Here is a 12,971-nt window from a genome sequence, read left to right on the forward strand (position 1 = left end):
AGAATGTCCGACCCCGCTTCTAGTGTGTGGAGCAGCATCCGCATTCGAGGACAACAGGCTCAGAGCACGCAGAGGAGAGACCGATGGCAACCGAAACTGATCGGCAGAAGGCACTGGATCTGGCGTTGGCCCAGATCGACAAGAACTACGGCAAGGGCTCGGTCATGCGACTGGGTGAGGACACCCGTCCGCCGATGGAGGTCATCCCGACCGGGTCGGTGGCGCTCGACATCGCACTGGGCATCGGCGGTCTCCCGCGCGGCCGCATCGTCGAGGTGTACGGACCGGAGTCGTCGGGTAAGACGACGGTGGCGCTGCACGCGGTCGCCAATGCACAGGCCAACGGCGGTATCGCGGCGTTCATCGACGCCGAGCACGCGCTCGACCCCGAGTACGCAGCCAAGCTCGGTGTGGACGTCGACGCGCTCCTCGTCTCGCAGCCCGACACCGGTGAGCAGGCGCTGGAGATCGCCGACATGCTGATCCGCTCCGGAGCACTCGACATCCTCGTGGTCGACTCCGTCGCCGCGCTGGTTCCGAAGGCCGAGATCGAGGGTGAGATGGGCGACAGCCACGTCGGGCTGCAGGCGCGACTGATGAGCCAGGCGCTGCGGAAGATGACCTCGGGCCTCAACAACTCGAACACCACGGCGATCTTCATCAACCAGCTCCGCGAGAAGATCGGTGTCATGTTCGGGTCGCCGGAGACCACCACCGGCGGTAAGGCCCTCAAGTTCTACTCGTCGGTGCGCTTGGACGTTCGCCGTATCGAGACCCTCAAGGACGGAACCGACGCGGTCGGCAACCGCACCCGTGTCAAGGTCGTCAAGAACAAGGTCGCGCCGCCTTTCAAGCAGGCGGAGTTCGACATCCTGTACGGGCATGGCATCAGCCGCGAGGGCTCCCTGATCGACCTCGGCGTCCAGGAGGGGTTCATCCGCAAGTCGGGGTCGTGGTTCACCTATGAGGGGGACCAGCTCGGGCAGGGCAAGGAGAACGCTCGGAAGTTCCTGCTGTCGAATCCCGACGTCGCCGATGAGATCGAGGGCAAGATCAAGGACAAGCTGGGTATCGGACGTCCGGCGGCCTCGGCGGACGACGTGGCACCGGAACCGGTCGACTTCTGACTCCGTGGGACTCCGCACTGCGGCTCCTGGGAGTCCGAGCCAGGAGCCGCGCGGAGATGCGGGACAGGTTGACTCAGAAGGGGTTCAGCCCCGACGAGGTGTCGGCGACGATCGACCGGCTCGATCGGTGGGATCTCCTCGACGACGAGCAGTTCGCGGCGGACTGGGTGCGGGCGCGTCACGCCGGGTCCGGGCGCGGGCGGCTGGCGTTGCGGCGAGAACTGCGCGCCAAGGGTGTCGACGACGAGACGATCAGCGAAGCGCTCGCGCAGATCGACCCGGACCGCGAGCGTGAGATCGCCCAGGAGATCGCGGTCAAGAAGCTGGCGGTGCGGGGCGAGGCGTTGGGCGACCGCGACGAATGGAATCGGGCGTATCGGCGGTTGACGGGCGTTCTCGGCCGCCGGGGCTTCCCACCCGAGATGATCACGTCGGTCGTCGGCGAGGTGCTCGCCGAGGCGCGCGAGGCGTGAACGCCCCCGACGCGGAGCTCGCCGACACCGACGCGGAGCTGGCCGACACCCGCGCGGTCAGTCGCCGATCCGCGTGAACCCGGGGACGTTCTCCATCGTCTCGAGTTCGGCGACGTCCGGGTCGGGTGCCGCGGTCTTACGGCGTCCGCCCCGCAGCCGTCCCTCCAGGTAGTTCGCCAAGCCCGTGAGGCAGAAGTTGATCGCGATCATGATGACCGCGACGACCACCAGCGAGGGCAGGTAGTTGCCCCAGTACGAGGCCGAGACGATTCCGGACCGGACCACCTCCACGTATCCGAACGCATATCCGAGGGCACTGTCCTTGAGTGCGATGACCATCTGCGAGATCAGCGCGGGAAGCATCGCGGTGACGGCCTGGGGGAGCAGGATCATCCGCATCATCTGAGATTTCCGCAGGCCCACCGACAGTGCGGCCTCCGACTGCCCGCGCGGGACGGCGAGAATGCCGGCTCGCAGGATCTCGGCGATCACCGATCCGTTGTAGAGAGTCAGGCCGAAGACCACGGCGGCGAACGACAACTGGGACGACGGAACGACCGCGTACTTCGCGAACAGGAAGTACGCGAAGAACATCAAGATCAGCACCGGGATGGCACGAAACACCTCGACGACGAAGCCCGAGACGAGGCGGACCCACCGGTGCTCGGAGAGTCTGCCGATGCCGAGGACGGCACCGAGGATCAACGCGAGGACGATCGAGACGACAGCAGCCTTCAGCGTCCCCCAGAGCCCCGGGAGCAGCCAGGTCGTCCAGGTGCCCGAGTTGGTGAACGGATTCCACTTCTCCGCGGTCAGTTGGTCGTTACCTGCCAGAATCGTGATCACGTAGGCGAGGACCGCAGCCAGGATGACCACGAACAGCACCGCCGTGATGGTGTTCCGGAGCCGTGCCCGAGGTCCCGGCGCGTCGTACAGGACGGTCGACTCGTCGCTCATCGCTTCACCGCCCATCGCTTGGCCGCCCAGCCGAAGACGGCGCCCTCCACGAGGGTGATGACCATGAAGCCGACCGCGATGACCGCGAAGATCACCAGGATCTGATCGCCGTGCGATTCGAGCTCGGTCTTCATCAGCAGGGATGCCTCGGCGACACCGATGACCGATGCGATCGTGGTGTTCTTCGTCAGCGCGATGAGGACCGAGCCGAGAGGTGCGATCACGGCGCGCAGCGCCTGCGGCAGGACGATGACGCCGAAAACCTGGAAGAACGACAAACCCAGCGATCGCGCCGCCTCGGCCTGGCCGATCGGGACGGTGTTGAACCCGGCGCGCAACGTCTCGCACACGAACGTCGCGGTGTAGAGGACGAAACCGAGGACCGCGAGTCGGAAGTTGTTGTCGGCGATGAACGTCGAACTGTCGGGGGCCAGAGCGAGGCCGAGGTTCTGATACAGGCCGATCGAGCAGAAGAGGATGATCAGGGTGAGCGGGGTGTTGCGGACGACGTTGACGTACACCGTCGCGAACCAGCGCATCACGGGCACCGGGGACACCTTCATCGCCGCGAGCAGCACACCCCAGACGAGGGAGCCGATCGCCGAGTAGAAGGTCAGTTTGATGGTCAGCCAGAACGCGGGCCACAGGGCCGGCCCCATGCTGTCCCAGAGCTCGGTCATCTACTCCTCACCTCCGCAGGGAGTGGACTTCGCGTCGACGAAGGACTGGTCGCCGACCGTCGGGATCAGCTTGTAGCCGGAACCGGGAGTGTCAGCACGCCGGATCCACTCGTCGACGACCTCGTCGCCGACGGATTCGCGCAGGTACCGGGTCCACGGTGACTCCCCGCCGGGTGGGGTCACGAACATCGCTCGCAGCGCGTCGTCGACCTTCTCGACGGCTTCGGGGAAGTTCTCGGCCATGCCGATCCCGTAGTACTCGGTGGAGAAGGGCTGCCCCTTGGTCTTGAGCGACCCGGAGACGCATGCGTCCTTGAAGTACGTCATCGGGACCAGTTTGAACTCGCCCGGGTAGCGGTCGGAGTAACCGGCGAGGATCGTCTCATCGGTGGTCAACGCGTCGACCTTGTCGCGACGCAGCGCCTCGACGCACGACGAGTACGAGTCGAACTCCTGGAGCTGGACGCCCGGCAGCTGTGCCTTGACGTTCTGCGCCGACGTGGAGCCGCTCACCGAGCACAGGCGGCGGCCGTCGTTGAGGTCGGTGAGCGAGGTCAGGGTCGAGTCGTCCTTGCGGACGAGGAGGCCCTGGTAGGTGACCAGGTAGGGCCCTGCGAAGTCGACCTTCTTGAGCCGCGCCTCACTGATGGAGTACGTGGCGGCGATCATGTCGACCTCGCCGTTGGCGATCAGCGTCTCGCGCTGCGGTGACGGGGTCTCACGCCAGGTGATCGAGGGGTGGTCGACGCCGAGGGAGTCGGCGATGCGGTTGACGACGAACTCCGAGACCATCGGGTCGAATCCGACGACCGAGCCGTCGGGCTCCTGCATGCCCAGCCCGGGCTGGTCGTATTTGGCGCCGAGGATCACCTTCCCGGCGCGGATCGAGTCGATCAGATTGCGCGGTTCGGAGCTGCCGCAGGCGGTGAGCGCCGTGACGAGGACGCCGAGGACGGCGATCAGCGCCAGGGTGGATGCGGCCCGGGTTCCGGACTGCGGGCGAGGGCGTCGTCGGTGATGGATCCGCATCGGTCATCCCCCCAGGATCTTCGACAGGAAGTCTTTGGCGCGATCCGACTCCGGTTCGGTGAAGAAGCGTTCCGGCTCGGTGTCCTCGACGACCTGACCCTCGGCCATGAAGATGATCCGGTCGGCGGCCTTGCGGGCGAAGCCCATCTCGTGGGTGACGACGATCATCGTCATGCCCTCCTTGGCCAGGGAGACCATCACGTCGAGGACTTCACTGACCATCTCCGGGTCGAGCGCCGAGGTCGGCTCGTCGAAGAGGAGGACCTTCGGATTCATCGCGAGCGAACGGGCGATGGCCACGCGCTGCTGCTGGCCGCCCGACAGTTGGGCGGGATACTTGTCCTGCTGACTCCCGACACCCACGCGCTCGAGGAGTTCGACTGCTCGTTTCCGTGCCTGCGCCTTGTCGTCCTTGCGGACCTTCAGTGGCCCGAGCATCACGTTCTCGAGGATCGTCTTATGTGAGAAGAGATTGAACGACTGGAACACCATCCCCACATCGGCGCGGAGTCGTGCCAGGTCACGGCCCTCTTCGGGGAGCAGTTCCCCCTCCACGCGAATCTCGCCGGAGTCGATCGGCTCGAGTCGATTGATGGTACGGCAGAGGGTGGACTTCCCCGAACCGGACGGACCCAGGACCACGACGACCTGTCCGCGCGGCACGTCCAGAGTGACGTCGCGAAGCACGTGGAGATCACCGAAGTGCTTCTGAACATCCCGCATCGAGATCATCGGGGTGACAAACGTGTCGGTCATGGCTACAACGTAGTTGTGATGGAGCGCACCGGCGGGCGGTTACGGCCAATTTCCCCCTCGACGTAACCTGGAGTGGTGACTTCCTCGGCCCCCAGTGAAACCGCCGTCGCCGACCCGGCGACGTCCGCGCGCTCCTACTCGGTCCGGACGTTCGGCTGTCAGATGAACGTCCACGACTCCGAGCGGATCGCCGGACTCCTCGAGGAAGCCGGCTACGTGGCGGCGTCTGACGGTGATGCCGCGGACCTGGTGGTCTTCAACACCTGCGCGGTCCGGGAGAACGCCGACAACAAGCTGTACGGCAACCTGTCGCGACTCGTGCCGGAGAAGGAGCGGCGCCCCGGGATGCAGATCGCCGTGGGCGGATGTCTGGCGCAGAAGGACAAGGACGCCGTCCTCGATCGAGCTCCGTGGGTCGATGTCGTCTTCGGCACCCACAACATCGGCTCCCTCCCGGTCCTCCTGGAACGGGCACGGCATAACCGTGAGGCGCAGGTCGAGATCGTCGAATCGCTCGAGGCGTTCCCCTCGACACTCCCGGCACGCCGCGACTCCGCGTACGCGGGGTGGGTGTCGGTGTCGGTGGGGTGCAACAACACCTGCACCTTCTGCATCGTGCCTTCGCTGCGCGGCAAAGAGGTCGACCGGCGTCCGGGCGATGTGCTCGCCGAAGTGCAAGCCCTCGTCGAGCAGGGCGTCCTGGAGGTCACCCTGCTCGGCCAGAACGTGAACGCCTACGGGATGTCGTTCGGCGATCCGGAGACGCCGCGCAATCGCGGTGCATTCGCCGAACTCCTGCGTGCCTGCGGGACCATCGACGGACTCGAACGCGTCCGGTTCACCTCACCGCACCCGGCCGAGTTCACCGACGACGTGATCGAGGCCATGGCCGAGACCCCGGCCGTCTGCCCGCAGCTGCACATGCCGCTGCAGTCGGGATCCGATCGCGTTCTCAAGGCCATGCGGCGCAGCTATCGACGGTCGAAGTTCCTGGGAATCCTCGACCGGGTGAGGGAAGCGATGCCGCACGCCGCCATTACCACGGACATCATCGTCGGCTTCCCGGGCGAGACGGAAGAGGACTTCGCCGACACGCTCGACCTCGTCGAACGCGCTCGCTTCTCGAGCGCCTTCACGTTCCAGTACTCGCCGCGGCCGGGGACTCCGGCCGCGACGATGCCCGATCAGGTGCCGCCCGATGTCGTCGCCGACAGGTACCAGCGCCTCGTCGACCTGCAGGAGCGGATCTGTCTTCAGGAGAACAGCGCCCTCATCGGGACGGAGGCCGAACTCCTCGTCTCGGTGGGAGAGGGGCGCAAATCGGCCGAGACCGGGCGGTCGACGGGCCGTGCACGAGACGGCCGCCTCGTGCACTTCCGGGCGGGCGAACTCGCGGGAATCCGGCCGGGAGACATCGTGACCGTCGCGATCACCGACGCCGCACCTCACCATCTGATCGCCGACTCCGGAGTGCTGACCCACCGTCGCACCCGTGCCGGCGACGCGTACGAGGCGGGCGTTCTGCCCACCACACCGCCGGTCGGCGTCGGGCTCGGGATGCCGACGATCGGAGCACGCCCCAGTCCCGAGCCGATCAGCGCATGTGGAACGGGAGTCAGGTCATGACCGATGACGAGATGAAGGCCTTCGGAGAGTACGAGAAGGAACTTCGCAAGGCCGAGAAGAAGGTGGCCGGCGAGATCGACCCCGGCGCCCGTGCCGTGGTGGTCGCGGTCGGCATTCTGGTGGCGATGCTGTCGATCGTGCTGACGCACGCCGGATCGGCAACCGGTCTGGACGTCCTGACCTACTCCGACACCGCCGTCGACGAGCGGATCAAACTGCCCTCCCGCATCTTCGTGTACCTGCTGGTGATCTTCGGGATCGGGTTCTCGGGGCTGGCGTTGATCACCCGTCGCTGGGTGATCGCCTGGATCGCGCTCGCCGGCTGCGCCGTCGCCAGCGTGGCGGGCATGCTGGCCGTCTGGACCCGGAACACCGCGGGCGTGGGCGACGGGCTCGTCCGGCCGTCCGGCCCGTCGGTCGGCCTCATCCTCGGCTGGGTCGTGGTGATCTTCCTGACCTTCCACTGGGCTCGAACGGTGTGGGACCGCACCAGCTACCACCTCTCGATCGAGGACGAACGGCGTCGGGAAGCCGCTCAGCGGGAGGCGTTCGGGTTGTCGCTGCAGCGACCGATCGCACCGGGACAGCCCGGTTCTCCGTCGGCCGAGCGGCCGTCCCCCGACACCGGTCGCGACGCGGACGCCGATCGTGACGCGGACTCCGGCCGCGACGACTGACCCCGGCGAGACGCCTCACCGGTTTAGTCCGGCGAGACGCCTCAGTGGTCTAGTCCGGCGAGACGCCTCAGCGGTCGGTGAGGGCGGTGTGGGCCGCCTGCGCCCACTCGCGCCACTGCGCGGCCTGTTCCCGCAATGCGACGGCGTCCCGGCCCTTACCGGCGGCCTCGGCCTTGGCGGCCTGCTCCTCGAGCTGATCCGCGCGGTCGGTGAACTGCGCCGCGCGGGCGTGCGCCTCCGGATCGGTCCGTGACCACTCGGCGTCCTCGGCGTCGCGGAGACGCTTCTCCACGGCACGCGCCCGCTGCTCGAGCGACTTCATCTGATCGCGGGGGACCTTGCCGATCTCGTCCCACCGTTCGCGGAACCGCCCGAACCTCCGCCGTGCCTCATCGAGGTCCGACGACGGATCGATCGATGACTCGGCCTCGTCGAGCAGCGCGGATTTGGCTCTGCCGTTCTCGGCGAACTCGGCGTCGCGCTCGGCGTTCACCGCATTGCGGGCCTGGAAGAACACGTCCTGCGCCGCCTTGAACCGCAGCCACAGCGCCTCGTCCGAGTCCCGGGGCGCTCGGCCCACGGCCTTCCACCGGCTCAGCAGGTCGCGAAACGCGGCCGCAGTCGGCCCCCAGTCGGTGGAGTCCTGCAACGCTTCGGCCTCGGCGATCAACTCCTCCTTCCGGGTCTTTGCCACCGCGCGTTCGCGGTCGAGCTCGGCGAAATGCGCGCCGCGGCGTCGGTTGAACGCGTCCCGTGCCTTCGAGTAGCGACGCCACAGGACGTCATCGGTCTTGCGGTCGATGCCCTTGATGGTCTTCCACTCGTCGAGAATCGCGCGCAGCCGATCGCCGCCGGCCTTCCACGAGGTGCTCTCGGCGCCGATGGCCTCGGCCTCCGCAGCGAGGACCTCCTTGCGGGCGACGGCCGCCGCGCGCTCGCTCTCCCGATGCTCGCGAACCTCCTCGGCGACGTCGTCGGCGCCCGCGACGATCGTGGCCAGCCGCGCGGCCAACCCGTCGACATCACCGACGACCGGGGCGGTGGGCAGATCCTCGAGCAGTTGGGCCGCCGCGGTCTGCGTCTTGCGGGGATCGCCGGATCGAGCCGTGAGACGCTCCTCGAGGATCTCGACCTCGGTGGCGATGTCGGCGAACTTCCGCGAGAAGTGGGCCAGTCCCTCCTCGACGGTCCCGGCCTGCCAGGAACCCACCTGGCGCTCGCCGTCCCGCGTTCGGCACCAGACCGTTCCGTCGGCGTCGATCCGGCCGAATTCGTGCGGATCGCCGATGGGCACCGGGTGGACGGGGACGGCGGGAATCGGTGCCCCGGGGCCCGGACGCGGCCCGGGCTTCGGCCCGGGCTTCGGAGTGGGCGTGTCGGGCGAGTTCGTCATGGGTACCTCATCGTCGTCGTCTTCGCCGCGCGTCACGGCTGCCTCGTCACCTCGACCCCGAGGGTCGCTTCCGAGGTTCATTCAAGCAGCCCCGACGCCCCGCTGTACGGAAACGGGGCCTCCGAAACCCGATTCGGTACCGTCGTGTCGTGCTTGCCGAGGTCGTCATCATCCCCAGTGCGCCGCTCCTGGTGCCCGAGTTGTCGGGTCCCGCGGCGGTGGAGACCGAGCCCGTCCGGGCGGCGGTGACGGACGCGGTCACGCGGTTGGCGGACATCACACCGACGTGGATCGCCATCGGGGCCGACGATGAACATCGTCCCCGGCGCGGCTTCGCGGCCTTCGGAGCCGACCTGGACGTCTCGCTCGGCGCCGACCAGCGGCCGATCGGCGCGGACGCCGAGGACCGGCTTCCCCTGAGCATGCTGATCGCGGCCTGGGCACGGCAGACCGCCCAGGACCGGACGGGTGTCGCGATCCGCATTCGTCCGGAGATCATCGCGCCCGACTCCGCGCCGACGGCGTGTGCGGAACGTGGCGCGCAGATCGGACGGCTGCTGGACTCGGCGACCGAACCGATCGGTGTGCTGGTGGTCGCCGACGGCGCGACGGCGTTGAGTCCGTCGGCGCCCGGCGGCGGGGAACGGTCCTCAGCGGTCGCCCTGCAGCAGCGGTGGGACGCAGCGTTGGCCGCCGCCGACCGCCACGCGCTCGAGGACCTCGACCCCGTGGACTGCCGCGCCGAGGGAGTCGGCGGGCGCGCCGCCGTCCAAGTCGTGGCCGGAGCGATCGGCAGTCGAGCGATGACGGCCTGCACGACGTACGCCGCGGCTCCGTTCGGAGTGGGCTACACGGTGTGTCGATGGGAACCGGAATCGTGACGGGAACCGGAACCGCGCGGCGCCCGAGAGCGCCCGTCGCCGTCATCGGGCCGACCGCCGCAGGCAAGTCGGAGCTGGCGCTGGATCTCGCCGAGGACCTCGACGGCGAGATCGTGAACGTCGACGCCATGCAGCAGTACCGAGGCATGGACATCGGCACGGCCAAACTGGACGTCGCCGACCGGCGCGGGATACCGCACCACCAGCTCGACGTGCTCGACGTCACCGAGACGGCGACCGTCGCGCGCTACAAGATCGCCGCCACCGCCGACGTCGAGCGGCTCCTCGGCGCCGGACGCACTCCGATCATCGTCGGCGGTTCGATGATGTACATCCAGGGCCTGTTGGACGACTGGGAGTTCCCCGCAACGGATCCGACGATCCGCGGTCGCTACGAAGCCCAACTGGCGGACATCGGATCCGTGGCCCTGCACGCGCGGCTCGCCGACGTCGATCCGGTCGCGGCACGGACGATTCTGGACAGTGACGGGCGACGGATCGTCCGAGCGCTCGAGGTGGTCGAACTCACCGGTCGGCCGTTCGCCGCGTCGGCGCCGACGATCGGCGACCCCCGCTGGGGCACGCGAATCCTCGTCCTCGACCGGGACCGAGACGAACTCGACGCCCGGATCGCCGTACGCACTGACCAGATGTTCGACCGCGGCCTCGTCGAGGAGGTCGAGCGCCTCTGCGCGGCGGGACTGCGGGACGGGCTCACCGCGTCGCGAGCCATCGGCTACGCACAGATCCTCGATCACCTGGCCGGCGACTGCACCCTGGACGAGGCGCGTGAGCGGACGCTCATCGGGACGCGCCGGTATGTGAGGCGCCAGCGGTCGTGGTTCCGCCGCGACCGGCGGGCCGTCTGGCTCGATGCCGGTGCCCCCGACGTGCACGCGGCCGCACGGACCGCCCTGGGCGTATCCTGACGGTGTGACAGACCCCGCCCGCAGTCCCGCATCGGCGTCCTCGACGGCACCGGTGCCGCAGCCCTTCGTCAAAGGCCACGGAACGCAGAACGACTTCGTGGTCCTGCCCGATCCCGCGGCGCGGATCGATCTGAACGCCGACCTCGTGCGTACCCTGTGCGACCGTCGGCGCGGGCTCGGCGCCGACGGCGTCCTTCGTGTGGCTCGAGCCGGGGCGCTCATCGCGCAGGGCGTCCTGACGGCACTGCCCGACGGCGTCGCGGCCGACGACTGGTTCATGGACTACCGCAACGGGGACGGGTCGATCGCCGAGATGTGCGGCAACGGCGTGCGGGTCTTCGCCCACTACTGCCGCGTCGCCGGACTGGTCGACACCGATCGGTTCGACGTCGGTACCCGTGCCGGATCGCGACCCGTCACGGTCCACGCGGTCGACGAGTCGGCGGCGGACGTCAGCGTCGAGATGGGGACGGTCGCCCTGGGCTCGCAGAGCGTGGCGACCATCGCCGACCGCCGGTACGGCGGTACCGCGGTCGACGTCGGGAACCCCCATCTGGCGTGCATCGTCGACGGGCTCACCCCGGCGGCACTCGCCGACCTGGACCTCGGCGGCGGCGTCGCCCTGGACGACGGGCTGTTCCCGCACGGGGCGAATGTCGAGATCGTGACGCCGTTGCAGCCGAGTGACGACGGCGACGTGGACTTCCACGGGCACATGCGCGTCGTGGAACGCGGTGTGGGCGAGACGCGGTCGTGCGGAACCGGGCTGGTCGCCGCGGCGGCCGCGGCGCTGGCGGGACTCGACCGCCGAGCGGGAACCGTGGCGATCACCGTTCCCGGCGGAGACGTCTCCATCGCGGTCGGCGACCGGACTGCGGTGCTGCGCGGACCGTCGCGGCTCGTGGCGCGGGGCGACCTCGTGCCCGGCTGGGCCTGACGCGGACGCGGTTGGAATCCGGCCGGTGCGGGGAAATAGAGATGCCGACGGCGCCGCGACCGGGCACAATGGCAGTCACCTATGACTGAACTTCCTATGACCGAACGCCCGACGACGGGCGAACTCCAACTCGACGACCGAGCATCGCTGCAGCGGATCGAGGGACTGTCGACCGAACTCGACGACGTCACCGAGGTCGAGAATCGGCAACTGCGCCTCGAACGGGTCGTCCTCGTCGGCGTGTGGACCTCGAGCAGCGCCGTCGCAGCGGAGGCGAGCATGGCCGAGCTGTCGGCGTTGGCCGAGACGGCGGGCTCGCACGTCCTCGAGGCGCTGATCCAACGCCGCGACCGTCCGGACCCCGCGACCTATCTCGGGTCGGGCAAGGCGCGCGAACTCCACGACATCGTGGTCGACGTCGGCGCCGACACCGTCATCTGCGACGGCGAACTGACGCCGGCCCAGCTCACCGCCCTGGAACGCGTGGTCAAGGTCAAGGTGATCGACCGGACCGCCTTGATCCTGGACATCTTCGCCCAGCACGCGACCTCGCGTGAGGGCAAGGCACAGGTCTCACTGGCCCAGATGGAGTACATGCTCCCGCGGTTGCGCGGGTGGGGCGAGTCGATGTCGCGGCAGGCCGGCGGACGCGCGGGCAGCAACGGAGGCGTCGGTCTGCGCGGTCCCGGCGAGACGAAGATCGAGACCGACCGGCGCCGCATCCGGGAGCGGATGGCCAAGCTCCGGCGCGAGATCCGCGGGATGAAGACGGCCCGCGAGGTGAAACGGGCGGGCCGTCGTCGCGGAAGCGTGCCGGCCCTCACCGTGGTCGGATACACCAATGCGGGGAAGTCGAGCCTGGTCAACGCGATGACCGGATCGGGAGTCCTCGTGCAGGATGCGCTCTTCGCGACCCTGGACCCGACCACTCGGCGCGCGAGACTGCGCGACGGCCACGAGGTGGTCTTCACCGACACCGTCGGATTCGTTCGGCACCTGCCCACGCAGTTGGTGGAGGCGTTCCGGTCGACCCTGGAGGAGGCGGTCGACGCGGACCTGCTGATCCACGTCGTCGACGGTGCGGACGCATTCCCCGGAGAGCAGATCTCCGCGGTCCGCAAGGTTCTGGCCGACGTGCTCGCCGACGAGAACCTGCCGGCGCCGCCGGAGATGCTCGTGGTCAACAAGATCGATGCGATCGACGCGACCAGGATGACTGCGTTGCGAGGGGAGTACCCCGAGGCGCAGTTCGTCTCGGCGCGCTCGGGCGAGGGGATCGACGCCCTGTTCGACGCGATCACCGAGTTCCTCGCCCGCGACGACGTCGATGCCGTGTTGCACATCCCGTTCGATCGGGGCGAGGTCATCGCGCGCCTCCACGAGCAGGCGCACGTCCACTCGATCGACCACGATGAGAACGGAACCCGCGTCGAGGTGCGCATGCCGTCGTCACTCGCCGCGGAGTACCGGGAACTGATGGCGGACTGACCGGTCCCGGCTCCACGG

The 12,971-nt window shown here is 68.5% G+C and carries 13 protein-coding genes; 8 read left to right on the forward strand and 5 right to left on the reverse strand.

Annotated elements, in window-relative coordinates:
* Nucleotides 1-83: 83 nt before the first annotated feature.
* Nucleotides 84-1,127 (forward strand): recombinase RecA, encoded by a 1,044-nt coding sequence (gene recA, locus G528_RS0103300; protein WP_026917733.1) that lies wholly within the window; start codon nucleotides 84-86, stop codon nucleotides 1,125-1,127.
* Between the two features lie 17 nt (nucleotides 1,128-1,144).
* Nucleotides 1,145-1,600: a regulatory protein RecX gene (locus G528_RS16250; protein WP_425402209.1), complete on the forward strand. Its 456-nt coding sequence runs from the start codon at nucleotides 1,145-1,147 to the stop codon at nucleotides 1,598-1,600.
* Nucleotides 1,601-1,657: 57 nt separating this feature from the next.
* Here the strand turns inward: G528_RS16250 and G528_RS0103315 are convergent, their stop codons facing one another.
* From G528_RS0103315 to G528_RS0103330, 4 genes are read right to left on the reverse strand one after another with little or no spacing between them, the layout of a single operon-like run.
* Nucleotides 1,658-2,557 carry an amino acid ABC transporter permease gene (locus tag G528_RS0103315; RefSeq protein ID WP_026917734.1) on the reverse strand — a complete coding sequence of 300 codons (900 nt, stop codon included), beginning with the start codon at nucleotides 2,555-2,557 and terminating at the stop codon, nucleotides 1,658-1,660.
* Complete coding sequence (locus tag G528_RS0103320; protein WP_026917735.1) at nucleotides 2,554-3,237, reverse strand: amino acid ABC transporter permease; 684 nt, start codon at nucleotides 3,235-3,237, stop codon at nucleotides 2,554-2,556. The genes G528_RS0103315 and G528_RS0103320 overlap by 4 nt, the downstream gene beginning before the upstream one ends.
* Nucleotides 3,238-4,266: a glutamate ABC transporter substrate-binding protein gene (locus G528_RS0103325; protein ID WP_051198232.1), complete on the reverse strand. Its 1,029-nt coding sequence runs from the start codon at nucleotides 4,264-4,266 to the stop codon at nucleotides 3,238-3,240.
* A gap of 3 nt (nucleotides 4,267-4,269) precedes the next feature.
* Entirely contained in the window at nucleotides 4,270-4,998 is a 729-nt protein-coding gene (locus tag G528_RS0103330; protein WP_026917737.1) for an amino acid ABC transporter ATP-binding protein, read from the reverse strand.
* A gap of 99 nt (nucleotides 4,999-5,097) precedes the next feature.
* Here G528_RS0103330 and miaB point away from each other — a divergent pair, with 99 nt between their 5' ends.
* Entirely contained in the window at nucleotides 5,098-6,648 is a 1,551-nt protein-coding gene (gene miaB / locus G528_RS0103335; RefSeq protein ID WP_026917738.1) for a tRNA (N6-isopentenyl adenosine(37)-C2)-methylthiotransferase MiaB, read from the forward strand.
* The gene (locus G528_RS16255) at nucleotides 6,645-7,325 is read left to right on the forward strand and encodes an Rv2732c family membrane protein (RefSeq protein WP_051198234.1); all 681 of its coding nucleotides are present in this window, start codon (nucleotides 6,645-6,647) and stop codon (nucleotides 7,323-7,325) included. Before miaB ends, G528_RS16255 begins: the two co-directional genes overlap by 4 nt.
* Nucleotides 7,326-7,392: 67 nt before the next feature.
* Here G528_RS16255 and G528_RS0103345 read toward each other — a convergent pair whose 3' ends face one another.
* A complete protein-coding gene (locus G528_RS0103345) occupies nucleotides 7,393-8,718 on the reverse strand; it encodes a DUF349 domain-containing protein (RefSeq protein WP_026917739.1) in 1,326 nt (441 codons plus the stop codon).
* A gap of 149 nt (nucleotides 8,719-8,867) precedes the next feature.
* On the opposite strand from G528_RS0103345, the gene G528_RS0103350 reads away from it, so the two are divergent.
* From G528_RS0103350 to hflX, 4 genes are all read left to right on the forward strand, one after another.
* On the forward strand, nucleotides 8,868-9,599 hold the full coding sequence (locus G528_RS0103350) for a class III extradiol ring-cleavage dioxygenase family protein (protein ID WP_035718809.1): 732 nt from the start codon (nucleotides 8,868-8,870) through the stop codon (nucleotides 9,597-9,599).
* Nucleotides 9,581-10,528 (forward strand): tRNA (adenosine(37)-N6)-dimethylallyltransferase MiaA, encoded by a 948-nt coding sequence (gene miaA, locus G528_RS16260; protein WP_156890337.1) that lies wholly within the window; start codon nucleotides 9,581-9,583, stop codon nucleotides 10,526-10,528. The genes G528_RS0103350 and miaA overlap by 19 nt, the downstream gene beginning before the upstream one ends.
* Nucleotides 10,529-10,532: 4 nt before the next feature.
* A complete protein-coding gene (gene dapF, locus G528_RS0103360; RefSeq protein WP_245569656.1) occupies nucleotides 10,533-11,465 on the forward strand; it encodes a diaminopimelate epimerase in 933 nt (310 codons plus the stop codon).
* Between the two features lie 81 nt (nucleotides 11,466-11,546).
* A complete protein-coding gene (hflX, locus tag G528_RS0103365; RefSeq protein WP_026917742.1) occupies nucleotides 11,547-12,953 on the forward strand; it encodes a GTPase HflX in 1,407 nt (468 codons plus the stop codon).
* Nucleotides 12,954-12,971 lie beyond the last annotated feature (18 nt).

The sequence above is a fragment of the Gordonia shandongensis DSM 45094 genome (genome assembly GCF_000423025.1).
Classification (GTDB): domain Bacteria; phylum Actinomycetota; class Actinomycetes; order Mycobacteriales; family Mycobacteriaceae; genus Gordonia; species Gordonia shandongensis.